At 68.9% G+C, this 26,682-nt stretch carries 23 protein-coding genes and 1 riboswitch; of the genes, 16 read left to right on the top strand and 7 right to left on the bottom strand.

The window, feature by feature from the left end; translation table 11 throughout:
• Positions 1-17: 17 nt before the first annotated feature.
• From JNB_RS05630 to JNB_RS21445, 5 genes are read right to left on the bottom strand one after another with little or no spacing between them, the layout of a single operon-like run.
• Positions 18-875, bottom strand: a complete 858-nt coding sequence (locus JNB_RS05630) for an ECF transporter S component (RefSeq protein ID WP_237700621.1) — start codon at positions 873-875, stop codon at positions 18-20.
• A complete protein-coding gene (locus JNB_RS05625) occupies positions 872-2,545 on the bottom strand; it encodes an ABC transporter ATP-binding protein (RefSeq protein WP_009775453.1) in 1,674 nt (557 codons plus the stop codon). The genes JNB_RS05630 and JNB_RS05625 overlap by 4 nt, the downstream gene beginning before the upstream one ends.
• Positions 2,542-3,678: an energy-coupling factor transporter transmembrane component T gene (locus JNB_RS05620; RefSeq protein ID WP_009775452.1), complete on the bottom strand. Its 1,137-nt coding sequence runs from the start codon at positions 3,676-3,678 to the stop codon at positions 2,542-2,544. The genes JNB_RS05625 and JNB_RS05620 overlap by 4 nt, the downstream gene beginning before the upstream one ends.
• Before the next feature lie 21 nt (positions 3,679-3,699).
• Entirely contained in the window at positions 3,700-4,617 is a 918-nt protein-coding gene (locus tag JNB_RS21450) for a hypothetical protein (RefSeq protein ID WP_009775451.1), read from the bottom strand.
• On the bottom strand, positions 4,614-6,125 hold the full coding sequence (locus tag JNB_RS21445; RefSeq protein WP_009775450.1) for a secreted protein: 1,512 nt from the start codon (positions 6,123-6,125) through the stop codon (positions 4,614-4,616). The genes JNB_RS21450 and JNB_RS21445 overlap by 4 nt, the downstream gene beginning before the upstream one ends.
• A gap of 117 nt (positions 6,126-6,242) precedes the next feature.
• Positions 6,243-6,310: riboswitch (cobalamin riboswitch) on the bottom strand.
• Between the two features lie 360 nt (positions 6,311-6,670).
• Here JNB_RS21445 and ileS point away from each other — a divergent pair.
• From ileS to JNB_RS05585, 5 genes are all read left to right on the top strand, one after another.
• Positions 6,671-10,009 carry an isoleucine--tRNA ligase gene (gene ileS, locus JNB_RS05605; protein WP_040884261.1) on the top strand — a complete coding sequence of 1,113 codons (3,339 nt, stop codon included), beginning with the start codon at positions 6,671-6,673 and terminating at the stop codon, positions 10,007-10,009.
• 78 nt (positions 10,010-10,087) lie between these two features.
• Positions 10,088-11,005, top strand: coding sequence for a sterol desaturase family protein (locus JNB_RS05600; RefSeq protein WP_009775448.1), 918 nt, complete (start codon positions 10,088-10,090; stop codon positions 11,003-11,005).
• Between the two features lie 36 nt (positions 11,006-11,041).
• Positions 11,042-11,512: a helix-turn-helix domain-containing protein gene (locus JNB_RS05595; protein WP_192807988.1), complete on the top strand. Its 471-nt coding sequence runs from the start codon at positions 11,042-11,044 to the stop codon at positions 11,510-11,512.
• Between the two features lie 129 nt (positions 11,513-11,641).
• Entirely contained in the window at positions 11,642-12,085 is a 444-nt protein-coding gene (locus tag JNB_RS05590) for a VOC family protein (RefSeq protein ID WP_009775446.1), read from the top strand.
• Between the two features lie 39 nt (positions 12,086-12,124).
• On the top strand, positions 12,125-13,516 hold the full coding sequence (locus JNB_RS05585; RefSeq protein ID WP_040884260.1) for a folylpolyglutamate synthase/dihydrofolate synthase family protein: 1,392 nt from the start codon (positions 12,125-12,127) through the stop codon (positions 13,514-13,516).
• An 86-nt stretch (positions 13,517-13,602) separates the two neighbouring features.
• Here JNB_RS05585 and JNB_RS05580 read toward each other — a convergent pair whose 3' ends face one another.
• A complete protein-coding gene (locus JNB_RS05580; RefSeq protein WP_237700620.1) occupies positions 13,603-14,214 on the bottom strand; it encodes a cation transporter in 612 nt (203 codons plus the stop codon).
• A gap of 178 nt (positions 14,215-14,392) precedes the next feature.
• Here JNB_RS05580 and JNB_RS05575 point away from each other — a divergent pair, with 178 nt between their 5' ends.
• The 4 genes from JNB_RS05575 to JNB_RS05560 all read left to right on the top strand — a co-directional run bounded on the left by JNB_RS05575 (position 14,393) and on the right by JNB_RS05560 (position 17,731).
• Positions 14,393-14,659, top strand: coding sequence for a hypothetical protein (locus JNB_RS05575; RefSeq protein WP_009775443.1), 267 nt, complete (start codon positions 14,393-14,395; stop codon positions 14,657-14,659).
• The gene (locus JNB_RS05570; protein ID WP_009775442.1) at positions 14,656-15,051 is read left to right on the top strand and encodes a DUF4233 domain-containing protein; all 396 of its coding nucleotides are present in this window, start codon (positions 14,656-14,658) and stop codon (positions 15,049-15,051) included. Before JNB_RS05575 ends, JNB_RS05570 begins: the two co-directional genes overlap by 4 nt.
• A gap of 9 nt (positions 15,052-15,060) precedes the next feature.
• The gene (ndk, locus tag JNB_RS05565; protein ID WP_009775441.1) at positions 15,061-15,483 is read left to right on the top strand and encodes a nucleoside-diphosphate kinase; all 423 of its coding nucleotides are present in this window, start codon (positions 15,061-15,063) and stop codon (positions 15,481-15,483) included.
• A 172-nt stretch (positions 15,484-15,655) separates the two neighbouring features.
• Positions 15,656-17,731 (top strand): M14 family zinc carboxypeptidase, encoded by a 2,076-nt coding sequence (locus JNB_RS05560; RefSeq protein ID WP_148232328.1) that lies wholly within the window; start codon positions 15,656-15,658, stop codon positions 17,729-17,731.
• Between the two features lie 88 nt (positions 17,732-17,819).
• Here the strand turns inward: JNB_RS05560 and JNB_RS05555 are convergent, their stop codons facing one another.
• Positions 17,820-18,566 (bottom strand): TetR/AcrR family transcriptional regulator, encoded by a 747-nt coding sequence (locus JNB_RS05555; protein ID WP_009775439.1) that lies wholly within the window; start codon positions 18,564-18,566, stop codon positions 17,820-17,822.
• Between the two features lie 101 nt (positions 18,567-18,667).
• Between JNB_RS05555 and JNB_RS05550 the strand changes: the two genes are divergently transcribed.
• From JNB_RS05550 to JNB_RS05520, 7 genes are all read left to right on the top strand, one after another.
• Positions 18,668-20,227, top strand: coding sequence for an MFS transporter (locus tag JNB_RS05550; RefSeq protein WP_009775438.1), 1,560 nt, complete (start codon positions 18,668-18,670; stop codon positions 20,225-20,227).
• Positions 20,228-20,259: 32 nt separating this feature from the next.
• A complete protein-coding gene (locus JNB_RS05545) occupies positions 20,260-21,291 on the top strand; it encodes a rod shape-determining protein (RefSeq protein ID WP_009775437.1) in 1,032 nt (343 codons plus the stop codon).
• Positions 21,288-22,127, top strand: coding sequence for a rod shape-determining protein MreC (gene mreC / locus JNB_RS05540; protein WP_009775436.1), 840 nt, complete (start codon positions 21,288-21,290; stop codon positions 22,125-22,127). The genes JNB_RS05545 and mreC overlap by 4 nt, the downstream gene beginning before the upstream one ends.
• Positions 22,124-22,612 carry a rod shape-determining protein MreD gene (mreD, locus tag JNB_RS20310; RefSeq protein ID WP_083784401.1) on the top strand — a complete coding sequence of 163 codons (489 nt, stop codon included), beginning with the start codon at positions 22,124-22,126 and terminating at the stop codon, positions 22,610-22,612. The genes mreC and mreD overlap by 4 nt, the downstream gene beginning before the upstream one ends.
• A complete protein-coding gene (gene mrdA, locus JNB_RS05530) occupies positions 22,609-24,627 on the top strand; it encodes a penicillin-binding protein 2 (RefSeq protein ID WP_009775434.1) in 2,019 nt (672 codons plus the stop codon). Before mreD ends, mrdA begins: the two co-directional genes overlap by 4 nt.
• Before the next feature lie 47 nt (positions 24,628-24,674).
• Positions 24,675-26,072, top strand: a complete 1,398-nt coding sequence (gene lpdA / locus JNB_RS05525) for a dihydrolipoyl dehydrogenase (protein WP_009775433.1) — start codon at positions 24,675-24,677, stop codon at positions 26,070-26,072.
• A 74-nt stretch (positions 26,073-26,146) separates the two neighbouring features.
• Complete coding sequence (locus tag JNB_RS05520) at positions 26,147-26,557, top strand: hypothetical protein (protein ID WP_009774318.1); 411 nt, start codon at positions 26,147-26,149, stop codon at positions 26,555-26,557.
• Positions 26,558-26,682 lie beyond the last annotated feature (125 nt).

Raw genomic sequence — 26,682 nt, 5'->3', positions numbered from 1 at the left:
CAAAGGGGTAGAACGGGTCAGTGAACGGCGTCTGAGTTCTGGGGTGCGGTGAACTCAACCGGTGCGTCAAAGGCTGCCTTGCGGGCAGCGCGCCGCAGGGTGCGCAGGACAACGCTGCCGGTGAGGCTGACGAGCACGATGTTGGTGATGGCGCGGCCGATGTCCCAGCCGAGCGAGGTCGCGAACGAGTAGACGAGGAACCGCTGCAGGTTGTCGACCAGGGAGGCACCGGCGACGAAGGACAGGTCGCTGTCGAGGCCGGTCGTGAAGGGCCAGAACATGAGGTTGAGGGCGACGCCATAGAGGAGACCGGAGACGGCGCCGTAGGCAGCGAGCAGGGCGATCTCGGCCTTTCCCTTCAGGGGTGGCAGCAGTCCCGCACCGAGCCCCACCCAGGCGGCGCCGAGCATCTGGAAGGGCAACCACGGGCCGACGCCGCCCGTGATGAGTGAGGACGCGAAGAGGGTGGTCGCGCCGAGGACGAAGCCGAAGCCGGCACCGAAGACGCGCCCGCCGAGGATGAGCAGAAAGAACACCGTCTCAAGTCCGGCGGTCCCGGCACCGACGGGCCGAAGCGCGGCGCCGACAGCCGAGAGGACGCCGAGCATCGCGATCGCCTTGACGTCGAGTCCGCCCTCCGAGATCTCGGCGAGGACGACGGCGAGCAGCAGCGGCATGAGCAGCGAGAAGAGCAGGGGTGCGTCGGTGGAGTGACCGAAGGCCGTTCCGGGGTCCACGATGAGCGGCCAGCCGAACGCAATGACACCAGCGACGCTCACGGCCGCGATCGCCGCAATGGACCTGGGCCGCAACCGAATTGCTCGGGTGCGGTCCACCCGGGTCGCGGGTTGCGGGGGAGTGGCGAGCGCGGTCACGTGGGTTCCCCGACGGCATACCGGACGTCGTCGACGGTGAGCCACGGCTGCGGTGCGGTGATCTTCGCGACCTGCGGGGCGAACGCTGGGCTCGAGACGACGACGTCGGCGGTCGGTCCGTCGGCGACGACTTCGCCGGCGGCCATGACGACGACGCGGTCGGCGGTCTCGGCGACGAACTCGACGTCATGCGTCGACACGACGACGCACCGTCCGCGGGCCGTGAGGTCGTGCAGTGCCTGCCGCAGCGCAGCCTTGCCGGAGTAGTCCAGCCCGCGAGTGGGTTCATCGAGGAGGAGGACCGGCGGGTCGGCGGTGAGCTGGACGGCGAGGACGACGGCGAGCCGCTGTCCTTCGGACAGGTCTCGAGGGTGACGGTCATCGGGTATGCCGGGTGCCAGGTCGTCGAGCAGGCTGCGGCAGGTGCCCGGTGGGCGTTCGCTCTCGCGGTCGGCCTGGTGGCACTCGGCTCCGACGGAGTCGAGGTAGAGGAGGTCGGCCGCGGACTGGGGGACGAGTCCGACATGTCGACGGCGCTCCGCTGCGTCGAGCCGGTGAATGTCCGCCTGCGCCTGCGACCTCGTGCCCTGCACGGACGCGCTCGCCGGGGCTCGCTCGTCCGTACGGGGCACGAAGTCGGTGGTGATGCGGACGGTGCCGGAGCGCAGCGCGCCGGATCCCTGGAGGCCCCAGAGGAGCGACGACTTGCCGGCGCCGTTGCGACCCATGAGGGCGGTGATCTCACCGCCGCGCAACGAGAGGTCGACATCGGCAACGGCGACGACGGCGTCGTGCTGGATGATGACGTGCTTCGCTTCGACGAGGACGGGACCGTCGAGTGGTGCCGTGGGGTGCGGTGCAACGGGAAGCGAACGCCAGGGCCTGGCCCGTCGACGGGCGTCGCGAACGGACAGCGGCAGGGGCGTCCAGTGGGCCCAACGCCCCAGCTCCACCACGGGCGGTGCAACGTCGGCAGTGAGCATCATCTGGGCCGGATCGCCCTGTGAGACAGCGCCATCGAGACCGACGTGGACGACGGAGTCGGCGTACTGGAGGACGCGTTCGATGCGGTGCTCGGCGACGATGACCGTGACCGCGAGATCGTGGACGAGGCGGGTGATGGTGGCCAGGACGTCCTCGGCGCCAGTGGGGTCCAGGGCTGACGTCGGCTCGTCGAGGACGATGACCTTGGGGTGGGCGGTGAGGACCGAGCCGATGGCGACGCGCTGCTGCTGACCACCCGAGAGCTCGCGCAGGGCGGCACCGCGCAGGTCGGCGATGCCCATGACGTCGAGGGTCTCCTCGATGCGCTTGCGCATCGTCGAACCCGACAGGCCGAGCTGCTCCATGCCGTAGGCGAGCTCTTCCTCCACCGTGTCCGTGACGAATCCGGCGAGCGGGTCCTGGCCGACGACCCCCACGAGGTCGGCCAGGTCGCGGGGTCGGTGGTCACGGGTGTCCCGTCCGTGGACGCGGACGTTCCCGGCGAGGGTGCCGCCGGTGAAGTGTGGGACGTGGCCCGTGATGGTCCCGAGCAGGGTGGACTTGCCCGAGCCCGTGCGCCCGACGACGAGCACGAGCTCGCCCTCTTCGATGGTGAGCGTGACGTCGCGCAGTGCGGGGGTGGCGGCGCCGTCGAAGGTCACGGACACGCGGTCGAGCTCGATCATGACGGCACCCCCTCCAGTCCTACGTCCGGGGCACGAAGTCGGTCCTGGCCGCGGGTGGCGGGGGCTGGAGGTGCGGGGGTGAGGAAGGCAGGCAGGGCCGCCACGAGGAAGCCCGCCACAGCCACCAGGGGAAGGGCGGGCACGGTGAGGGGGGCGAGCGGCATACCCAAGGATGCGGCATCGCCGCGGGCCGCGAGGTGGACGGCCAGCGCGGCTGCGAAACCCGACACGACGGTGAGCCACTCGGGCCAGCGCCATGGGTCCGGGCGATAGGTCGACCGGGCATTGGCGCGGCCACCGAGCCAGATCCCGCTGAGGGACAACGCAATTCCCACACACAGGACGGGAGCGCCGAGCCAGTCGGGGGTCGTCGCGTCGAGGATTCCGTAGATGCCGACGGCGCTGGCCAGGAGCCCGCCGAGGGTGCAGATGGCGGTGAGGATGCGCTGGGCTGGAGCGACGTCGCGACGACGACCATAGCCGCGGGAGTCCATCGCAGATGCCAGGAGCAACGAGCGGTCGAGCGTGTCCTCGAGGACGGGCAGGGCGATGCGGGGGAGTGCCCGGATGCCACGAGCCGTGTCGCCACGCAGCGCGCGCGCTCGCATGACCCGCTGGACGCTGTCGGCGAGCTGCGGGGCGACGGTGATCGTGACGACGACGGCGGATCCGATCTCGCTCAGGGCTCCCGGCAGGCTTCGCAACAGCCGCTTGGGGTTGGCGAGGGCGTTGGCCGCGCCGATGCAGGCGATCATCACGGCGAGCCGCAGACCGTCGGTGATGGCGCCGAGCAGGCCCTCGAGCCGGACGTCGCCGAGGATGTTGATGCCCGCAGCCCATGACGGGAGGGTCACCTCGGGGAGGGGCAGCACGACGGTGTCGCCGTACTTGAGGCCGACGAGGACGTGGAGCAGTGCGCGCACCATGACGATGAAGGCGCCGAGCCAGAGGTAGAGGCGGAACGACTTCGCCCAGGGGGAGCTGCCACGGCGCGACGTGACGACGAGGGCGGCGACGCCCAGAGCGGTGAGCAGCAGGAAGGGGTTGGTCACCGTGCTCACGGCCACCGCGAGCCCGATGGCCCACCCCCACCACGCCGCGGGGTGCACGGCGCGAGGAAGGAGTGGGCTCATGGGATTCTCATCAGGGGCGCGTCACGGCGCGGGCGTGTCCGTGGGCGGTGCGGACGGTGCAGCCGCGGCCTGGCGGCGACGCAGGGCGACGGCCCCGACGGCCGCTGCGAGGGCGAGGAGCAGCACTCCACCGCCGACGAGTCGACCGGAACTGCCCGAGCCGGTGCCCGGAGGCTTCTGCGCGCTCACCGTGTCGCCCGCCGAGGCGGACGAGGTCGGTGACGCGGAGGCAGGGGGGCTGCCGGCCGACGCCGACGCTGATGCCGAGGCACTGGCCGCTGCCGACGCCGACGCCGACGCCGCGGCCGATGCAGCTGAGGACGCTGCTGTGGTGGCACTGCGCGCCGCCCCACTGGTCGGGGCCGGAGCGGGAGCCGTCGTGCCACGAGGTGCAGCCGTGGTGGGTTTCGGGGCGGCCGTCGTGGGCCTGGGCGCAGCTGTCGTCGGCTTCGGCTTGGCCGTGGTCGGCTTCGGTGCGGGCGCCGGAGCGGCAGGCGGGACTGACGGTTGGGTGCCCGAGCCGAAACGGAATCCCACAGACGAACCCGGGCTGGGGTTGTAGCTGCCGGCGCCGCTCTGGCTGTAGGTCCACGACCCACCTGCGGGTCCGTGGAAGAAGGCCCAGTAGGCGTCCAGCGGGGGTGGAGTCGCACACGTGACGTTGGGGTAGCCGTCGATCTGGCAGATGAAGCCGGGCTGATTGCGGACGAAGGTGATCGAGTGGCCCGAATCGCGCAAGGCGGCCAGGGCCGACGACGGGTCTCCGCCCGCGCATTTCGTCGATGTGCCGGCAGAGGACTGGACGACAACGGTGACCCCGTTGCTGCCGGAGCACGCCGCGGCCTGCGCCGGACCAGCCGCTCCGACGAGGCCAGCCGCCGCGATGGTCACGCTCGCCGCGAGGGCGAGGAACCGGTGGGTGAGGTTGCTCAGGATCACTGGTGAGTACCCCGACGGCGCGAGACGAGGATCGTCGCAGCGCCGGCGAGGAGGAGGAGCACTGCGATGGTGAGCGGCATGAAGGGCGAGGCACCTGTGTACGCCAAACCTGAGCCAGCTGGCGTCGAGGGACCAGAGGTCGTGGAGGGCCCCGTCGTGGGTGTGCTGGAACCCGTGCCCGTGCCCGTGGGCGTGGACGTGCCCGTGGACGTGGGGGTTGAGGTCGTCGTGGTCGGCGCCGCGCAGGGCTGAGCGGTGGTCGTGGCGACCACGCCGTCGTTGTCGACGGTCGGGAGCGAGCCAGCGACGAGTCCGAGCACGGCCTGCGGGGTCGCGCGGATGGCCTGCTCGACGTTGCTCGTGCTGATGGTGCGATTGGCGCTCGTGAAGGCGATGCCGCCGCGGTACTGGGTCGCGACCTCGCACTTCCACTGCAGGCTCACGATGAAGTCGGCCGCTTTGAGGTAGGCGATGTCACGCCCACCGAGGGCGAAGGCCTGAGCCGCAACACCAGTGGTGTTGGCGTTGGCACCCTCTCCACTGGCATTGGTCAGGGCGCCGTCGGCACGCTGCCGCGACACCAAGTAGTCCAGAGCCTTGGTGGCCCGGGCGGTTTCACCCAACGCGAGGAAGGCCTGGGCCGCAAACGCCGTGGCGTCAGGGTCGCTGGCGCAGGTCGTGGCATCGAGCCCACCGCGCACGCCACCGTCCGCGCACTGCTGCGCACCGAGGAAAGCCAAGCTGGCGTCGGGCACGGCAATCCCGGCCTTCTGCAGGGCGATCATCGGGAGGATCTGGTTGATCGTGACGCCGTAGTCGTTGTCTGCCGTGCCGAAGCGACCCTGCGCGGTGACGAGCTTCTGCAGCTCGGCCACGAGGTCGAAGCCGCCGAAGGCGTGCGGGTCACGTCCCTGGGCCGCCGCAAGAATGAGCGTCTTGCCCGTCCCACCGCTGCTCACGGGGCTGTCCGGGTAGGCGATGTAGTCCCCGACGTTCTTCTCGACCCAGGCAGTGGCTGCCGCGGCGGCCGTGCCACCCGTATCGGTCGCGTCGAGAGCAAGGATCGCGTCGATCGTGTTGCCGGTGTCCGCGAAGGTGCCGAACTCAGACACGGGGAAGTTGAAGTGGTCGCCATTTGCGTGGAGCTGCTGGGCCAGGAAGTGCGCGGCGTATCGGCCCTGCTGGGTCTCGTAGTTGCCGAGGGGAACGACGGTGAAGGTCGGGTCCGGGGCGGCCTGGGGAGCGAGCTTGGGGGCTGGGGGTGTCTGCGATGCCGCTGCGGTGGGGCTGGGGCTCGCCGTCGCCGCCCCAGTGGGAGTGGCGCTGGGCGTCGCCGACTCCGTGGCGGTCTGCGTGGCGCTCACCGACGGGGTCGGGGTGCTGCTTGCCGAGGTGGTTGCGCTGGGAGTCGGCGTGGTCTCGGCAACCGCGACGGACGGCATACCCAGGGTGAGCGCAGCCAGCGCGAAGGGCGCGGCGACGCGCACGCGAAGAGCGGTGCGGAGCATGTGGGGTACAGCCTTCCTCAGCGGTTCGTGACGATCGCCCGAACCCGGCCAAGAGGCTGTTCGGGCTCCGTCCCGTGACCTCGACGGGTGATGTGGAGCCGCTCGCGCCTACGAGGAGGTCCGGCTCGCCACCCTCACGGGGGCCTACGGTTGCGGGTCAGCGCCGGACTTGGACCGGCTTTCCCCCGCGGACGCGGTTGGTGTCACCGAAGGATCGGCAACGGGCCGAGTCTAGCGCTCTCCAAGTCGCCTCCCAACTGCCGTTAGACTGGGGTCACAGGCGTTCGAGCCGTCATCAGCGGTGAGCCTTTCGGAAGAACAGTGACCTTCACGGGTCGCCCACTAGAACCGGACGTGCGGGTCGCGTCACGACCTTGGAACAAGAGCGGTTGTATCTCCAGTGTCACAGCATGTTCGACCTGGAAATGCGGCAAGCGGGGTGGTACCGCGGTGCCGCCGGGATCGATCCCGGTGACGTCGTCCTCGATCAGCAGGAGCGACGTCAGTACAGGCGGCGCAGCGATCGAGTAGAGGACGAGACGACGATGGCCTACCCCCAGGTCTCCACCAGCGGCGACCAGCCGGAGCAGTCGGGCACCCCCAAGGTGTCCTCGAGCCCGCGCTTCCCGCAGATCGAGGAAGCCGTCCTGGCCTACTGGGACGCCGACGACACCTTCCAGGCCTCGATCGACCAGCGCGACGCCGGCGAGAACGGTGACAACGAGTTCGTCTTCTACGACGGACCTCCTTTCGCCAACGGCTTGCCGCACTACGGCCACCTGCTCACCGGCTACGTCAAGGACCTCGTGCCGCGCTTCCAGACGATGCGCGGACGCCGCGTGGAGCGCCGCTTCGGCTGGGACACGCACGGCCTGCCCGCCGAGCTCGAGGCGATGAGCCAGCTCGGCATCAAGACCAAGGACGAGATCCTCGAGCTCGGCATCGAGAAGTTCAACGACGCCTGCCGTTCCTCGGTCCTCAAGTACACCGACGAGTGGCAGGAGTACGTCACCCGTCAGGCGCGTTGGGTCGACTTCGACAACGACTACAAGACGCTCAACGCCCCCTACATGGAGTCGGTCATGTGGGCGTTCAAGTCGCTCCATGACAAGGGCCTCGTCTATGAGGGCTTCCGCGTCCTGCCCTACTGCTGGAACGACCAGACGCCGCTGTCCAACCACGAGCTCCGCATGGACGACGAGGTCTACCAGCAGCGCCAGGACCCGGCTGTCACCGTCGGACTGCGCCTCGAGACAGGCGAACTGGCGCTCATCTGGACAACGACGCCGTGGACCCTGCCGAGCAACCTCGCGATCATGGTCGGGCCTGACATCGACTACGTCGTCGTCGAGTCTGATTTCACGGGCACGACGGAACGCTACGTTCTCGCGGAGGGCCGCCTCGCGGCATACGCCAAGGATCTTGGTCTCGACGCCGGATCGCTCGACGACGCAATCGTCGAGCGGGTCAAGGGTGCCGACCTCCTGGGTCGCAGCTACACCCCGCCGTTCTCCTACTACGAGGGCCACGAGAACGCCTTCCGCGTCGTCGAGGCCGACTTCGTCACGACCACCGACGGCACCGGGCTCGTGCACAGCGCGGGCGCCTTCGGTGAGGACGACAAGATCGTCACGGACCGCGAGAACATCGAACCGGTCATGCCCGTCGGTGCTGATGGTGCCTTCACGTTCCCCGTGAGCGAGTACGAAGGCCTGCTCGTCTTCGACGCCAACGCGCCGATCATCGACCACCTCAAGGCGGCCACGAAGGGTGAGGGTGAGCACGGCTCGGTGACGGCCGGCACGGTGCTGCTGCGTCGCGAGACCTACGACCACTCCTACCCCCACTGCTGGCGCTGCCGTCAGCCGCTCATCTACAAGGGTGTGTCGTCCTGGTTCGTCGAGGTGACGAAGTTCAAGGACCGCATGGTCGAGCTCAACCAGCAGATCGAGTGGGTGCCCGAGCACGTCAAGGACGGTCAGTTCGGCCGCTGGCTCGAGAACGCCCGCGACTGGTCGATCACGCGAAACCGCTTCTGGGGCAGCCCTGTTCCCGTGTGGCAGTCCGACGACCCTGCCTACCCGCGCACCGACGTCTATGGCTCCTTCGAGGAGATCGAGCGTGACTTCGGTCGCCTCCCACTCAACGCGGCGGGGGAACCCGACCTGCACCGCCCGTTCGTCGACTCGCTCACCCGTCCCAACCCCGACGACCCCACTGGTCGCTCGACCATGCGCCGGGTCGAGGACGTGCTCGACGTGTGGTTCGACTCCGGGTCGATGAGCTATGCCCAGGTGCACTACCCGTTCGAGAACGCCGAATGGTTCGAGCACCACTTCCCGGCCGACTTCATCGTCGAGTACATCGGGCAGACCCGCGGCTGGTTCTACATGCTGCACATCCTGTCGACGGCTCTCTTCGACCGTCCCGCCTTCAGCTCGGTGATCTCGCACGGCATCGTCCTGGGCTCGGACGGCCAGAAGATGTCGAAGTCGCTCAAGAACTACCCCGACGTCCGCGAGGTCTTCGACCGCGACGGCGCCGACGCCATGCGCTGGTTCCTCATGGCTTCGCCGATCCTGCGCGGTGGCAACCTCATCGTCACCGAGGAGGCGATCCGCGAGGGAGTGCGCCAGGTCCAGATCCCGCTGTGGAGCACGTGGTACTTCTTCTCGCTGTACGCCAACGCCTACGGCGCCGGCAACGGTTCGGACGAAGCCGGGTATGCCGCACAGTCGTCGACCGCTTCGACCGCACCTCTGGACCGTTACCTCCTGGCGAAGCTGCGCCAACTCGTCGAGACGACGACGGCACAGCTCGAGGGCCTCGACGTTGCCGGGGCATGTGACTCGGTGCGTTCCTTCGTCGACGTGCTCACCAACTGGTACATCCGCCGGTCGCGAGAACGCTTCTGGGACACCGCTTCTGGAGATGCCGCGGACGGGTCGGATGCGGACACTCGCGCTGCGTTCGACACGCTCTACACGACGCTCGAGGTGCTGACGAGAGTCACTGCGCCGCTCCTGCCGTTGGTCTCGGAAGAGATCTGGCGTGGCCTCACAGGGGAGCGGTCGGTCCACCTCACCAACTGGCCGACGGTTGACGAGCTGCCGGCAGACGACGAGCTCGTCGCCCGGATGGACCAGGCGCGCATCATCTGCTCGGTGGCCTCGTCGCTGCGCAAGTCCGAGAAGCTGCGCGTCCGCCTGCCGTTGCGCGACCTCACGGTCGTCGTGCCGGGTGCCGCGGACCTTCAGGACTTCGCCGCGATCATCGCCGACGAGGTCAATGTCCGTCAGGTGTCCCTGCTCGACCTCGACGCCGCTGGCGACAGCGACTTCGGCGTGACCCAGAAGCTCACGGTCAACGCCCGCGCCGCTGGGCCGCGTCTGGGCCGCGAGGTCCAGACCGCGATCAAGGGCTCCAAGTCCGGTGACTGGTCGGTGGCCGAGGACGGCACCGTCACCAGTGGTGGGCTGGAGCTCGTCGAGGGTGAGTACTCGCTCGAGACCGTCGTCGAAGGCGGTGGAGAGGCCCAGCGGGCGACCGCGGTCCTGCCCGGTGGTGGCTTCGTCGTGCTCGACACCGAGGTCACGCCCGAGCTGGCGGCCGAGGGTCTGGCGCGCGACGTCATCCGTGCAGTCCAGCAGGCCCGCCGCGAGGCCGGTCTTGACGTGAGTGACCGCATCTCCCTGACCGTGACCGGTTCGCAGGTCGTGTGGGAGGCGACGGTGGCGCACCAGGCGCTCATCGTCGACGAGACCCTCGCGACCCAGTTCGGTTCTGCCCCCCAGCTCGACGCGATCCCGGCGGGCAACGGCGCCACCGACGCCACGGTGGGTGACGGCGAAGCGGTCCGGATCCTCGTCACGAAACTCGGCTGACCGGCATACCCCCCGACGAAGTCGGAGGGTGTGGGCTGGGTTACGGCGCCGAAGCCTACGGTCGAGTAACTTGTCGCCATGGACAGCCCGTTGGAGATCATCAGCAACCCGTTCCACGACCCGGTGACGTTTGCGATCCCGTTCTTCGCGCTGTTCATCGTGCTCGAGCTCCTTGCGCTGAAGTACCTCGACGACCACGACGACGAACTGGGAGAGAACCCCAAGAAGGGCTACTCCTCGCCCGACACGGCCTCCAACCTCGGCAGCGCGGTCGGCTCGGTGATCATCAACCTCGGCGCGCGCTTCGCGGCGCTGTTCCTCTACTTCGCGCTGTGGAACATCGCGCCGTGGCACATGGATGCGAGCAACCCGTGGACCTGGGTCTTCACGCTGCTCGCCGTCGACCTGCTCTGGTACAGCTACCACCGCGCCAGCCACCGCATCCGCATCCTGTGGGCCGCGCACCAGGCGCACCATTCGTCGGTCTACTTCAACTACTCGGTGGCCCTGCGTCAGAAGTGGAACCCGTGGGGCGAGCTGCTCTTCTGGACGCCGCTCCCGCTGCTCGGTGTGCCGCCGTGGATGATCTTCTTCGCGTTCTCGCTCAACCTGATCTACCAGTTCTGGGTGCACACCGAGACGATCCCGAAGCTGTGGGGGCCCTTCGAGTTCATCTTCAACACGCCCAGCCACCACCGGGTGCACCACGCCAGCCAGAAGCAGTACCTCGACAAGAACTACGCCGGCATCCTCATCATCTGGGACCGCATCTTCGGTACCTACGCCGAGGAGGAGGACATCCCCGTCTACGGGCTGACCGTGCCGGTGACGACGCACAACCCGTTCCGTCTGCAGTACGGCGAGTTCCTCGCGGCGGTGCGCGACGTGCGCGGCGCCCGCTCATGGCGCGACCGGGCCGGCTACCTCTTCGCCCCTCCCGGCTGGAAGCCGGGGGAGCCGACCCTGCCGCCCGAGTCCGAGGTCGTCCACCGCTGACGAAGGCTCCTCAGGACCCAGCCCTAGGGTGAGCGGGTGCCCGAGCCTGCCCCTGAACCCGTGCGTCGCGTTCCCGGTGATGTGCTCGTGCACCTGCGTCGCGCGCGCGACCACATCGACCGCCACTTCGCCGACGAGCTCGACCTCGACGAGCTCGCCGCGATCGCCCGGCTGAGCAAGTTCCACTTCCTCCGCTCGTTCGCGAGCGTCTACGGGCCCACTCCGCTCGCGTACCTGGGGGAGCGGCGGGTCGAGCGCGCGCAGGACCTGCTCCGGACGACGAACCTCACCGTCACCGAGGTCTGCCACGCCGTGGGCTACTCGAGCCTCGGGTCGTTCAGCAGTCGGTTCCGCGAGATCGTCGGCGAGACTCCCAGCGCCTTTCAGGCCAGGTATGCCGTGAGCGGCGCCCCTCGCATCCCGGGCTGCTGGGTCTTCATGACTGGTCTCGTCGAGAAGCGCGCCGACCCCGGAACGGGAGCGGACGGCATACCCACCACTTTCTGACCAATAGGTCACGAATTGCGCGCTTCAGAAGCGCAATTCGTGACCTATTGGTCGAAAGTTTGTCAGCGGAAGGAGGGACCGCAATCCAGAAGAAGCAGGGCACTGACTGCGCGGCATACCGTCGACCGCATGATCACCAACGTGTCCCTCGTGTCCGTCTGGGTGAAGGATCTCGATGAGTCCCTCGCCTTCTACACCGACGTCCTCGGCTTCGCCGCCGGCGACGACATCGTCCTCGGGGAGGACTTCCGCTGGGTCACCGTGACCCACCCGAGCCAGCCCGAGCTGTCCCTGCACCTCACGACGCCGAGCAAGCCCCTGTCCGACGACCTCATCGCAGCGATGCAGCGCGCCCAGCTCGAAGGTGGTCTGCCCGGTGTCGGTCTGCACGTCGACGACTGCCGCAAGACGGTTGAGACGCTCAAGGCCAAGGGCGTCGAGTTCCTCCAGGAGGCCGAGGACCGGCCCTACGGCGTCGAGGCGCTCATGCGCGACAACTCCGGCAACTGGATGGTGCTGGTCGAGCCGCGGGAGTACACGCCCGAGGACTTCGAGGGCGTCTCCTTCGACTGAGGGTCGGGCTGGTGCCGTGCGGCTGAGAGAATGGGTCGCATGGCACCGGCTCCCGATTCTTCCCAGCGTGAAGCAGCGCGCACCCTCGAGATCATGCAGAGGTTGCGTGAGGTCGAGGAGTCGATCCTCGCTCGCGCCCCTGAGCACGACCTCGAGCCCTCGCTCGACCGCATCCAGGCGGTCATGGAACTCGCCGGAGACCCCCAGCGGACCTACCCGGTCATCCACCTCACCGGGACCAACGGCAAGACGACGACCGCTCGCGTGATCGAGTCGATCCTGCGCGAGATGGGCCTGACGACAGGGCGATTCACGTCCCCGCACCTCCACTCCATGCTCGAGCGGATCTCCATCGGTGGCCGCCCGATCGAGGCCGAGAAGTTCCTCCGCTCCTATGCCGAGGTGATCCCGCTCATCGAGCTCGTCGATGCGAGGTCAGCGGAGAACGACGAGCCGCGCATGACCTACTTCGAGGTCCTCGTGGCCGTGGCCTACGCAGCGTTCGCGGATGCGCCGGTGGACGTCGCGATCATCGAGGTGGGCATGGGAGGCAGCTGGGACGCGACCAACGTCGCGGACGGTGTCGTCTCCGTCATCACCCCCATCGCCCTCGACCACCAGCACTTCCTCGGCAACCGCGTGACCGACATTGCCCTTGAGAAGTCCGGGATCATCAAGGCCGGCGGCATCGTCATCTCGGCCGACCAGGGTGACCCCGCGGTGACGGCGATCCTCGCCGAGCGGGCCGAAGAAGTCGGTGCCCAGATTGCCGTCGAGGGTGAGCAGTTCGGTCTCGACGGCGCGGACGTGGCGCTCGGGGGACAGGCACTGAGCGTGCGTGGCCTGTCCACGACCTACCCCGACCTCTTCCTGCCCTTCCACGGCGCGCACATGGCACAGAACGCCACGCTCGCCATCGCGGCGGTCGAGGCGTTCCTCGGTGGCGGCGAGCAGGAGCTCGACCTCGACGTGCTCAAGGCCGGTCTCGCTGCGGCAACGTCCCCGGGCCGACTCGAGGTCGTGCGGCGCAGCCCCACCGTCCTCGTCGACGCCGCGCACAACCCCGCTGGTGCGACCGCCCTGCGTGACGGCCTGCAGGAAGCCTTCACCTTCACCAAGCTCGTCGGCGTCGTCGCGATCCTCAAGGACAAGGACGCCTCCGAGATGCTCGAGATCCTCGAACCCGTGCTCGACGAGGTCATCATCACGCGCACCACGTCGGCCCGGGCCATGCGTCCCAACGACCTCGGTGAGATCGCCAAGGGGATCTTCGGTGAGGCTCGGGTGACCGTCGTCGGTGACCTGCCCGATGCCCTCGACCGCGCCGCCGGCATCGCCGACGAGAGCGGGGTCGGAGGGGGAGTCCTCGCGACCGGCTCCGTCATCACCGCCGCTGAGGTCCGCATGCTCCTGGGCGTCACCGACGTCTGAGCCCTTTGCGACTTCGTGCCCCGCACGGACACTCGTCGCTGCGCTCCTCTTGTCCGTGCGGGGCACGAAGTCGGGTCGGGGGCGTGTCAGTCGAGGGGTTCGCCGGCGAGGGCCTTGGCGGCGAGATGCTCCTCGCTCGCGACCTCCCAGACCTCGACGGCTGAGTGAATCCCGATGGCCACGATGCCGAGCCCCAGGACAAGGTCGGGCCACCCCGATCCCGTCCACAGGGTCACGGCGCCCATCGCGATGATGGCGAGGTTGACCAGGACATCGTTGCGAGCCGACAGGTATGCCGCCCGCGACAGGCTGCCTCCAGAGGTCCGGACACGTGCGAGGAGCCAGGCGCAGAACCCGTTCACCACCGCCGCCGACCCGGCCGTCACCACCAGCCACCCGACATCCGGCGGCACCGGGTCGCCCCACTTGGACACCGCCTGCCACACCGCTGCGGCAGCGGGCACGAGCAGGATCCCGGCCATCACCTTGCCGGCGATCGCGCGGTGACGGGCGCCCCAGCCGAGTGCCAGCGCGATCAGCAAGTTGATCGACGTGTCCTCGAGGAAGTCGACGCTGTCGGCGACCAGCGCGACCGACCCGATCGCCAGAGCCACCGCACCTTCAACCCAGAACCACGCGAAGTTCAGACCCGCGACGACGAGCACGACTCGGCGCAGGGCTGAGGCGGGAAGGGGCACGGTCACATCCAAGCAGGCGCCCGCCGACGTCCGTGCGGGGCACGAAGTTGGGTTGTGTGTGTCCGTGCGGGGCACGAAGTCGGGTTGCGGCACGTCCGGGCGGGGCACGAAGTCGGGTTGCGGCATGTCCGGGCGGGGCACGAAGCCGGGATGGGCGTGGGCGGCATACCCTCGTGGCATGAATCCGCTCACCAAACTGGTCCTCATCATCGCCATCGCGGCGCTGGTGTTCTGGCTCGTGACCAAGTTCCGTGACAACACGCGCGGCGACAAGGTCAGCTTCCGGCCGGTCGAGGACCTGCCACTCGAGGTGCAGCAGTCCATCGACCTGGCCCTGGCCAAGGACAAGAAGGTGACCGCGATCAAGCTCTACCGGCAGGCCACCAAGGCGCCCCTCGATGCCGCCAAGGCCGCGATCGACGTGCGCGAGTGGAAGCGCGGATGAGTCGTCTTCCCCTTGTCGGCCAGACCGGCAAGATGACCTGGCGCATGCTCGCGAGCGTGCTCGGCAGCCAGGCGCTCGTCATCCTGCTCGGCGCCCTGCTCGCCCGCGGCACCGCCATCGCGAACGACGCCGACAACGCGAAGACCCTGCTGTGGGCCGGTTGTGCTCTCGCCGTCCTCGCGTTCGTGGCGGCCGGTCTCCTGCGCGGGCCTCTCGGTCTGCCCCTCGGCTGGCTCGTCCAGCTGCTCACCTGGCTCAGCGCGTTCCTCGTCCCGGCCATGATCGGTGTCGGCCTCGTCTTCACCGGGCTGTGGGTCCTCTGCCTCATCAAAGGCCAGGAGATCGACGCGATGATGGCGGCCCGCGAACACGACGCCGAGACCGCTCGCTAGGCTGACGACGTGACCATCGAACGCTCGCTCGTCCTCGTCAAGCCTGACGGCTACGCCCGCGGCCTCTCCGGGGAGGTGCTGCGTCGGATCGAAGCCAAGGGCTACACCCTCGCGGCCCTCGCGGTGACGTCCCCGACCCGCGAGATGCTCGCGGCGCACTACGCAGAGCACGAGGGCAAGCCGTTCTACGAGCCGCTCCTCGAGTTCATGTCGTCCGGCCCGGTGACCGCTGCGGTCATCGAGGGGCAGGGCTGCATCCCCGGCTTCCGGTCGCTCGCCGGCGCGACCAACCCGACCGAGGCGGCGCCCGGGAGCATCCGCGGTGACCTTGGCCGCGACTGGGGCGAGAAGGTCCAGAAGAACATCGTTCACGGCTCGGACTCCCCTGAGTCGGCCGAGCGCGAGATCGCGATCTGGTTCCCCGGGCTCTGAGAGCCCACCAACAGACATCCGGTATGCCGTCCGCTCACCAGAGCGGGCGGCATACCGGCGTCTGTGGTCCGGTGAAAAATTTGGCACCTTCTGGCCGCGCGGACTGCCCGGTAACTCCCTAGGTTGAGGATCGCGACCCCACCCGGGCGCTTCCCCTGACCAAGGAGCAGGCATGAGGATCACTCGAGTCGGACCGGGGGTGGTGGCCGCGACAGCGCTGGCCCTCGCCGGTCTCGTGGGCACGGGCGCCGCCATCGCGGCACCACAGCCCAACGCGCAGGACGACAAGGTCCAGATCGTCCACGTCCATGCCGTCACCCAGGCGGAACGTTCGGCCGTCAATGCACTCGGGCTGGACACGACCGAGCACTCCGACACGACCGGTGTCGACGTCGTCCTCCACGGCCGCGCAGACGCCGAGCGTCTGCGCAAGTCCGGACACACGTGGACGGTGAAGAACGCCGACCTCGCGGCGACCGAGCGGGCCAACAGGGCCGCAGACAAGGCATATGCCGCCTCCGTCGCCGAGTCCGAGCTGCCCAGCGGCCGCACGTCCTACCGCCACCTCGCCGACTACAACGCCGAGATGACTGCCCTCGCCGCGAAGTACCCGACGAAGGTCAAGCCCCTCACGCTCAGCAGGTCCTCGGTCCTCGGCAAGCCGATCAGGGGCATCGAGATCACCGACGGCGCAGCCAACGTCAACGACGGCAAGCCGGTGTTCCTCATCATGGGCGCCCACCACGCCCGCGAATGGCCGTCGGCCGAGCACTCGATGGAGTTCGCCTACGACCTCCTCGAGAGTGGCGACGCCCGCAACGCTGGCCTCCTCAAGGGAGTGCGCACGATCGTCGTTCCGGTCGTCAACGTCGATGGTTTCGAGATCTCGCGCGAGGCCACGCCCCTCGGCGACTTCAGCCTGTTCGACTACGAGATGAAGCGCAAGAACTGCGCGATCAGCGTCAACACTCCTGCGCAGTACCAGCCCGGAACCTGTGCCGACAATCCTGCGGGCGCGCTGCGTGGCACCGACCTCAACCGCAACTACCCCGGCTTCTGGGGAGGCCCCGGCGCCTCGGCATCGTGGAGCAGCGAGACCTATCGCGGTGACGCCCCCGGCAGCGAGCCCGAGGGTGCCGCGGTGCGTGACCTCATCAGCAGCCACCAGGTGACGACCCTCATCACCAACCACACCTACAGCAACCTCGTCCTGCGACCGCCCTCGCTGGCCTCCACGGGATTCAGCCCCGACGAGATCCAGTACCGCGCGCTCGGGGCCGACTTCGCCTCGCACAACGACTACGCCAACATCCCGTCGTTCGGTCTCTACGACACCTCGGGCTCGGTCGAGGACTGGAGCTACTGGAACACGGGTGGCTACGGCTTCACCTTCGAGATCGGCACGGAGGGCTTCCACCCGCCGTTCCAGGACGGCGTCGTCGCGGAGTATGCCGGTCTGGCACCTGCCGCTGGAGCCGGTCTGGGCGGCAACCGCGAGGCCTACTACCGGGCTGCTGCTGCGGCCATGGACAAGGCGATGCACTCGACGATCACGGGCAAGGCGCCCGCGAACACGACGCTGAGCGTCCGCAAGTCCTACACCGGGATGACCTCACCCGTCACCCAGCCAGGTGGTGGCACCACCCCGCCGATCCCGTACACGGACGTCCTCACGTCGTCCTTGTCCGGCAAGGGTGGCGCGTTCTCGTGGGCGGTCAACCCGTCGACGCGTCCGCTCGTCGTCGGTCGCTATGGCCGTGACCCGCAGGGCCCGCCGCAGCCGAGCTCGCCGATCACCAATCCTGCCGGAGTTCCCGCGGTCGGTGCGTCGGAGTTCACCGACGTCACGATCCAGGGCATGCCGACCTACGACAACGGCAAGGTCATCTTCACCTTCAACTGGCCGGGAGGCACGGCGGTCGACTGGGACTTCTACATCTACGACGCGGCCGGCAACCAGGTGGCGTCAGCGGCGACGGCCGACAACCCCGAGATGGCCGCGGCACTCGATCCGGTGCCCGGTGGCTACCGGATCGAGGCGAACAACTACGACGGCGGCAGCCCGGCAACCGACTGGACCGGCACGATGTCGTTCGCCTCACCTGACCCGGCGATCGTCACCGGCGTCAAGGAGTCGTGGAACCTCACCTGCACGAGCGATAAGGGCAAGGTCCTCGGCACGCGCAGCATCATCGTCGACCGCGGCCAGGCGGTCGACGTCGGCAACCCCTGCAACCGCGGGAAGTGACCAGCGCACAGAGGTAGTCGACAGGAGAGAACGCGCCGCGTGGGCCCGGGCCCACGCGGCGCGTTCTCTCGTGTCGACCGGGTCTGGCCTAGTTCGAGCGGTCGACCATGGCGCCGATGCCGTCCAGGAGCAGGCCCAGGCCAAAGGTCAGCTCGGTCTCGAAGAAGTCGGTGTCGTCGTCCTCGAAGGCGCCTTGTGCAGCGCTCACGAGGGGGAAGCGAGCCGGGTCGATGAGCTGGGCGAGGCGGGCGCCATACAGCTGTCCGTTGTCGTGGGGGTCGCCGATCAGCCCGAACCGCACGCACATCCGCACGTGGTCGCGCACGTAGCCGTCGACGACGAGCAGGGACGAGAGCTGCTGCTGCCCGGTGAGCCCGGTCGGTGCGAGCGCGCGGACGCCGGCCTCCATCCACTCGATGGCGTTGGGTGTGAGGGGTGGCCCGGGGAGGGAGATGTCGACGATCCAGGGGTGCTCGCGGCAGAGCTCGGCGACGACTCGGGCCCACGCCTCCAGACGCGTCCGCCAGCGACCTCGGTGGGTCAGCCGATCTCCCACCGGGCCGTAGGCGACATCGAGCATGACCGCGCCGAGTTCGTCCTTGGAGTCGACGTAGCGGTAGAGCGACATGGTCGTCAGCCCGAGTTCGGCGGCCACGGCCTTCATGGAGACCGCCTCGAGTCCTTCGCGGTCGGCGAGGCCCACGGCTGCGGCGCCGATCTCCTGAATGCTGCGCCCGGGCTTGGGGCCGCGACGGCCCGACTCTTCAACGTCCCAGAGCAGCTGCAGGTAGCGGGGGAGTGGAAGCGGGGCGGGCGGTGGCGTCGGGGCGGGCATGAATCCAAGAGTAGGGCATTACTGCGTGCGTCGTACACGGATGTGGGAGTACTTTCTGCGTATTGCATAGACCTATATGTCGTACACAGAAAGGTTCTGCCATGACCAACGCGACCTCACCGCCCATCGTGAGCCCGCCCAAGGCCGGTCGTCGGGAGTGGATCTCGCTCGCTGTCCTCTGCCTCCCGCTGCTCATCGTCTCGATGGACGTGTCGGTGCTCTTCTTCGCCGTGCCATTCATTGCCGAAGACCTCCAGCCGTCTGCGACCCAGTTGCTGTGGATCTTCGACATCTACGGATTCGTCCTCGCCGGACTGCTGCTCACGATGGGCGCGATCGGCGATCGGATCGGTCGGCGGCGCCTGCTGCTCATCGGAGCCGTCGCCTTCTCGGCGGCGTCACTGCTCGCGGCCTGGTCGACGAGCGCGGAGATGCTCATCGGCGCCCGCGCCCTCATGGGAGTCGGTGGGGCCACGCTCATGCCGTCGACTCTGGCCCTCGTGCGCACGATCTTCCACGACGGGGTCCAGCGCGCGAAGGCCATCGGTATCTGGTCGGCCGTCATGGCCGGGGGAGTCGGACTGGGACCGATCATCGCCGGAGTCCTCCTCGAGCACGTCTGGTGGGGCTCGGTGTTCCTCGTGAATGTCCCCGTCATGCTCGCCCTGCTCGTCGTCGCGCCGAGACTGCTGCCGGAGTCCCGGTCCGAGCACCCGCATCGCATCGACATCCTCAGCGCGGTCCTCGTGCTGGCGGCCGTGCTTCCGTTCATCTGGGGAGTCAAGGAAGCTGCGGCCGTGGGCTGGTCGGTGCGGGCTGGAGTCGGCCTCGTCGTGGGTCTGAGCTGTGCCGCTCTGTTCGTCGTGCGCCAGCTGCAATCCGCGGAGCCCTTGCTCGATCTCTCCCTGTTCGCCCGCCGCGGGTTCGGTGGATCGATCGCGGTCAACGTCATCGCCCAGGCCGGGATCATCGGCAATGCCATCCTGCTGACCCAGTACCTCCAGCAGGTCCTCGGACTCAGCCCCCTCCGGGCGGCGCTCTGGAGCCTGGCGCCCAGCCTCGTCATTGCGGTCGTCGCGCCGGGCGCAGGTGCCCTCTCCGCGCGGCTCGGACGCCCTCGGGTGATCGCGGTGGCCCTGGGCCTCGCGGCGGCCGGCTTCGTCGAGCTCACCCGGGTTCAGGCCGACTCGTCCGTCTGGGTCTGCCTCATCGGTGCGACCCTCGTGGCGGCCGGAATCGTCTCGGTGGCCACCCTGGTCACGGAGTACGTCGTCGGCACCGTTCCCGCAGACCTCTCCGGTTCCGTCGCAGGCTTCCTCGAGACCACCTCGGAGATGGCCGGTGCTCTCGGCATCGCGGTGCTCGGCTCCATGCTCAACGCCGGCTATCGGCACGGGTTCGAGGTCCCCTCGGCGGTGACCCTGCCCGGTCCGGACCTGCACGAGGCCGGCCAGTCACTGGCCGGCGCCCTCGCTGTGGCCGGCAACCTGCCCGGGATCCCGGGTGAGCTGCTCACGGCAGCCGGCCGGACGGCATACATGGCAGGTATGCATGTGGCTGACGTGGCCGCGGCGGTGCTGATGCTCGTGGGCGTGCTCGTGGCACTCACCCGTCTACCCCGATCGACAGATGAGCGGGTCCCTGCGCGTGTTGGCGACTGACCCGACGTGGCACCCCGCGTAGCATCGCGAACGTGGCTGGACTGGACCGATGGGTGCGCGCGAGAGACCTCGCGATCGACCTCGGGACCGCCAACACGGTCATCTACGAGCGGGGCCGCGGGGTCGTCCTCGACGAGCCGTCGGTCGTCGCCGTCCGCACCGGGACCTCTCAGCTGCTCGCTGCAGGTCACCGCGCCAAGGAGATGCTCGGCCGCACGCCCGACTCGGTGAGCGCGATCCGCCCGCTGCGCGACGGCGTCATCTCGGACGCCGACGTCACCGAGCGGATGCTGCGTTGGTTCGTCGACCAGGTCGCGCCGTCGCGGATCTTCCGGCCGCGGATGGTCGTGTGCGTGCCCAGCGACATCACCAGCGTCGAACGCCGAGCGCTCGAGGACTCGACCCTGCGGGCCGGTGCCCGTCGCGTCCACGTCATCGAGGAGCCGATGGCGGCCGCGATCGGTGCGGGTCTGCCCATCGAGGAGACCAACGCCTCGATGGTCGTCGACCTCGGTGGCGGCACGACCAACGTCGCCGTCATCAGCCTCGGCGGAATCGTCACGTCGCGCTCGATTCGCATCGGCGGCGATGAGGTCGACGAGGCGATCATCGCCCACGTGAAGTCCGAGTACTCCCTGCTCATGGGTGAACGCAGCGCCGAACAGATCAAGGTCGCGGTCGGTTCGGCCTTCCCGATGCGCCAGGAGCTCAGCGAGCGGGTGCGTGGTCGCGACCTCGTCTCCGGGCTGCCCAGGACCGTGTCCATCTCGTCGGCGGAGGTGCGTCGCGCCATCGAGGCTCCCGTGCTGCAGATGGTCGAGCTGGCCCGGGCCGTCCTCGACGTCTGCCCGCCCGAGCTCGCCGGCGACATCCTCGACCGCGGCATCACCCTGACCGGTGGCGGCGCCCTGCTGCGCGGCCTGGCCGAGCGGATGCACCACGAGCTGGGTGTGCCTGTGGTCGTCGCCGACGATCCGCTGCGCGCCGTCGCCCGAGGCGCCGGCAAGTGTGTCGAGGAGTTCGACACCTTGCACCGCGTCCTCGTCGACAACCGTCGGCCGTGAGGGGCGACGCGTCCGACCGTCGACGACGTCGGTTCGTCGCGGTCGCGGTGCTCGTCACCCTGGCCCTCGTGCTCGTGGACCTCGTCGGTGGGCCGGGTCCGGGGCTCTTGCGTCGCGGTGCGGCCACGGTGCTCGGCCCGCTCGAGCGTGTCCTGGCTCCCGCGGGGCGCCCGAGCGAGGAGGAGCTGCGCCGTGAGAACGACCGGTTGGCGAGCGAGCTGCGCGAGTCCCAGCTGGCCGGAGCCGATGCCGCTGCGTTGAAGGCATTGCTCGCAGCGCCGTCGACAGCGGGTGCCCGCGTCGTCCCGGCGCGGGTGGTCGGTGTCGGCGCACCGGGTCCTCAGGGCGTCGTGCGCATCACCATTGACGTCGGAAGTCGCGACGGCGTCGCCGCCGATCGCACCGTCGTGTCCGGCGATGGTCTGGTGGGTCGGGTCGCGTCGGTCGCGCCCTGGACGAGCGACGTGCTCGTGGTTGGCGGCCCGGACGTCGCGGTGGGCGTGCGTGTGGGCCCTGCTGGCTCGCTGGCCACCGTCGGGGGATCGGCGGCCTCAGCTGCCGAGCGCCGCACGGGAGAACTGGGGCTCACCCTCGTCCAGACCGGCGCTCTGCGCGTCGGCGACGAGGTCCGCACCCTCGGCAGCGTCGACGGCCGGCCCTTCGTTCCCGGTGTGCTCGTCGGCACGGTCAGTGCCGTCGAACCTCAACGTGGCCGACTCGCGCCGTCCGGTACGGTGCGCCCCGCCGTCGATGTCGGCGCCCTGTCCATCGTCGGAGTCCTGCTCACCGCGCCGCGTGCGGCGGCGAGGCCTGCCGTGACCGGGGGAGCGTCGTGACCCCAGTTGGTGTGGTGGTGCGAGGTGCCCTGCTGCTGGTCGGTGCCGTCCTCGCAGTGACTCTGGGTGCTCGCCACCTCGCGCCGCTGCCCGACCTTGTCCTCGTCGTCGTGGCCTCCGCTGCCCTGCGCTCGGGGCCACGCGCCGGACTCGCCACAGGACTGGTCGGCGGCTGGCTCCTCGACCTCCTGCCTCCGGGCTCGCCGGTGCTCGGCACCCAAGCCCTTCTGTATGCCGTGTGCGGCCTCCTCCTCGGTCTCGCCCGCCGACCTGGTCAGGTGTCGCTGGTGTGGGTCGTGGCCGTTGTCGCCGGTGCCGGGTGTGGGCTCGAGTCGGTGCGGGCGTTGATCGCCCTGGCGCAGGGTGTCCCGGTGGACGGTGCGTCGTCACTGGGCCGGGTTCTCGCCACGGCGACCGTGGCTCTGGTCGTCGTGCCCCTCGTGACCGCTGTGGAGCGACATGCCGAGCAGCGGCGGTTCGCATGACGAACATCGGGATCCGCCCCCGCGACGGGTCGGCCCACCAGGGCCGGTTCCTCGCCGCTGGCGCAGTCGTCGCGCTGCTCTTCGTGCTCCTCTTCGGTCGCCTTGGGCAGGTGCAGCTCACCGACCACGCCGACTATGCGGCAGCGGCGTCGTCGCTCAACACTCGCGAGATCGTCGTCCCGGCAGTGCGGGGGCGCATTCTCGATCGGATGGGAAAACCGTTGGCGGACAACACTTCCGTCACGGTGGTGACGCTGGAACGCCGCGTGGTCGCGGAGAGTGATGACGGGGCGCGCGCGCTGTTGACCCGGGTGGCCAAGACCTTGCAGCGTCCGGTCGACGACCTTCTCGCGCGGACCCACCTCTGTGGCGAACCCGGGGCCCCGCCGGCGCCAGCGTGCTGGGCGGGCTCACCGCAGGTGCCGATCCCGGTGGCGAGCGGTGTCGACCCGCAGCGTGCCCTCAGCCTCGTCGAACGTCCGGACCTCTACCCCGGAGTGGCCGTCGAGGCCGTGCCTGTGCGCCGCTATCCGGCGCCCCTCGGAGTCAACGCGGCGCACCTCCTCGGCTACCTCGGCCGCGCCACCGACAAGGAGGTCTCGGCCTCGGACGGTCGGGTCACCGGTGACGACCTCGTGGGTCGTGCCGGGCTGGAGCAGCAGTACGACACTGCCCTGAGGGGCACGCCCGGTCGCACGACGGTGTCGGTCGACCCCCGCGGACTCGTGACCGGGGTGGTGTCGCAGACCGATCCCATCCCCGGCAAGGACCTCGTCACGAGCATCGACGCCGCCGTCCAGGCTGCCACGGAGCAGGCGTTGGTCCGTGAGATGGCGGCGGCGCGCAAGCGCGGGCAACCTGCGGACTCCGGCGGCGCCGTCGTCCTCGACATCGCGAACGGACAGGTTGTGGCGTCGGCGAGTGCGCCGACCTACGACCCCAACGTCTGGACGGGCGGCATCTCGGCCAAGCAGTACGCCGCTCTCACGTCGCCCACTGCCGGGACGCCGCTCCTCTCGCGCACCACCGCGTCGGCGATGTCGCCGGCGTCGACCCTCAAGGCGCTGAGTGTCCCGGCCGCCGTGGCCGCGGGCAATTCACTCACGGGCACCTACGAGTGCGGCTCGAGCTACCGGATCGGGAACCGCGCCTTCCAGAACTTCGAGTCGCGTGGCTATGGGCCGATCACGTTCCACAAGGCGCTCGAGGTCTCGTGCGACACCGTCTTCTACGACGTCGCCTACCGGTCGTGGCTGGCGCTCGGTGGCCTCAAGGGCTCCGATGCCAAGGACCCGTTCATCAGGACCGTGCGTGACTTCGGGCTCGGCAAGCGCACGGGCATCGACCTGCCCGGCGAATCCGCTGGACGGATCCCCGACCGGGCCTGGAAGCGGTCGGTGTGGGAGTCCACCAAGGACGAGACCTGCAAGCGGGCAAAGTCCGGGTACCCCGAGGTGGCCAAGACGGATCCGGCGCGGGCGGCATACCTGATGTCCTTGGCCAAGGAGAACTGCGCATCGGGTGCGGACTTCCGGGCCGGCGATGCCGCGAACTTCGCGATCGGTCAGGGTGACGTCGCGACGACGCCCCTGCAGATCGGAGTCGCGTATGCCGCGATCGCCAGTGGAGGAGTCGTGCGCACCCCGCGCGTCGGGGTCAAGATCGTCGACCCTGTTTCCGGTGTGGCACAGGCGATCCCCGCGGGTCCGACGCACGTCGCCGCACTCCCGAAGGACGTCGCGGCCTACGTTCGGGATGCCCTTCGGGCGGTCGTCGTGTCCGGCACCGGAGCGCTGACGTTCGCCGGGATGCCAGCCGACTGGCCGGTCTCGGGGAAGTCGGGGACGGCGGAGGTGTTCGGGAAGTCGGACACCTCGTGGTTCGAGTCCTACGCACCGACGAACAAGCCGCGGTATGCCGTGTCGGTCGCCGTGAGCCAGGGTGGCCACGGAGCCGACACCGCAGCGCCGATCTCGCGCTCGATCCACGAAGCCCTACGGCTGCTCCCACGGTGACGGGGGAGGGCGACGGGAGCGCACGGCATACAACTAGTCTTTGCCGCATGGCTGATTTCGATGTTGTCGTCCTCGGTGCTGGTCCCGGTGGGTATGTCGCGGCGATCCGCGCATCGCAACTGGGGCTCAAGGCCGCCGTCGTGGAGTCCAAGTACTGGGGCGGTGTCTGTCTCAACGTCGGCTGCATCCCGTCCAAGGCCCTGATCAAGAACGCCGAGCTGGCGCACACGCTGCAGCACGACAAGGCAAAGTACGGCATCGAGGGTGACGCGACGATGTCCTACGGCCCGACCCACGCGCGCTCGCGCACGGTGTCCGCCGGCATCGTCAAGGGCGTCCACTTCCTCATGAAGAAGAACAAGGTCGAGGAGATCGACGGCTGGGGCACGCTCACCAGCCCGACCTCGATGGACGTCGCGCTCAACTCGGGGGAGAAGCGCACCGTCACCTTCGACAAGCTCATCATCGCGGCCGGTGCCGTGACCCGGATGCTGCCCGGCGTGGAGGTCTCGAAGAACGTCGTGACCTACGAGGAGCAGATCCTCGACGAGAACCTCCCCGGCTCGATCGTCATCGCCGGCTCCGGTGCCATCGGCGTCGAGTTCGCCTACGTCATGAAGAACTTCGGCGTCGACGTCACGATCGTCGAGTTCCTCGATCGCATGGTGCCGACCGAGGACGCCGACGTGTCCAAGGAGCTGCTCAAGCACTACAAGAAGCTCGGGGTCAAGGTCCTCCTGTCGACCAAGGTCGAGGGGGTCGAGGACACCGGTTCCGGCGTCAAGGTCACGGTCTCGCCGGCTGCTGGTGGCGACTCCCAAGTGCTCGAGGCCGACAAGTTCCTCTCGGCGATCGGCTTCGCGCCGCGCACCGAGGGCTACGGGCTCGACGCGATCGGTGTGAAGCTCACCGACCGTGGCGCCATCGACATCGACGACTTCTGCCGCACCAACGTGCCCAACGTCTACGCCATCGGTGACTGCACGGCCAAGATGATGCTCGCCCACGTTGCCGAGGCCCAGGGCATCGTCGCCGCAGAGACCATCGCCGGCGCCGAGACCATGCCGATCGAATACGACTTCATTCCGCGAGCGACCTACTGCCACCCGCAGATTGGCTCGTTCGGCTACTCCGAGGCACAGGCCAAGGAGAAGGGCTACGACGTCAAGACGGCGACGTTCCCGTTCAGCGCCAACGGCAAGGCGATGGGGCTCGGCGACGCCGTAGGCTTCGTCAAGATCGTCGCCGACGCCAAGCACAACGAGATCCTCGGCGCCCACATGATCGGCCCCGACGTCACCGAGCTGCTGCCCGTCCTCAACCTCGCGCAGAAGTGGGACCTCACCGCCGACGAGGTTGCCCGCAACGTCTTCGCGCACCCGACCCTGTCCGAGGCCGTCAAGGAGTCGGTCCACGGCATCGTCGGCCACATGATCAACCTCTGAGCCTGAGCGGCCCTGTGCCGCAACGCTTTTCGGTATGCCGTTCGCCCACTCGGGCGGGCGGCATACTGTCGTCCATGGAGTCCTACGCCCGCACAGCACGGCAGACCAGAACGCGCTGGCTCGCCCTGGGCGCCTGCGTCCTTGCCGCCGTCGTGGTTGTTGGCGTGATGCAGTTCGTGAAGTTGCCGAATCCCTCCAACGTGGCTGTCTACCCAGCGGGAGACTCCGGGATGGATGCCCTGCTCACGGGAACCGTGGAGATCACGACTGCCTGTGTCACTGTCCACAACGGCGCCGAGACGTGGACACCCGTCTTCCCGCGCGGCAGCACCACCATGGCTGGAGACACCTTGGTGTTCCGCGGTGGGGAGTTCGTGTCGGGCGACCCCATCGAACTTGGCGGTGGGGAGGCCGTCACGAGGGGCGATGCGACCATCCCGAGTGGATGCCCGCACGGCCAACTGTGGATGGTTGCGCCAGGCTGACACGACGCAGCACCGCGAGACTCGGGTCAGCTCGTGCCGGAGGAGGGATTGTTGCCCCCCCATGCATGCCACATGGCGAGCAGGCCTGTCGGGTCAGGACGTCCGCAAGACCGACGGGGCCGCTC

This window comes from Janibacter sp. HTCC2649, from assembly GCF_000152705.1.
Classification (GTDB): Bacteria; Actinomycetota; Actinomycetes; order Actinomycetales; family Dermatophilaceae; genus Knoellia.
This window is presented reverse-complemented; position numbering and strand designations above follow the sequence as displayed.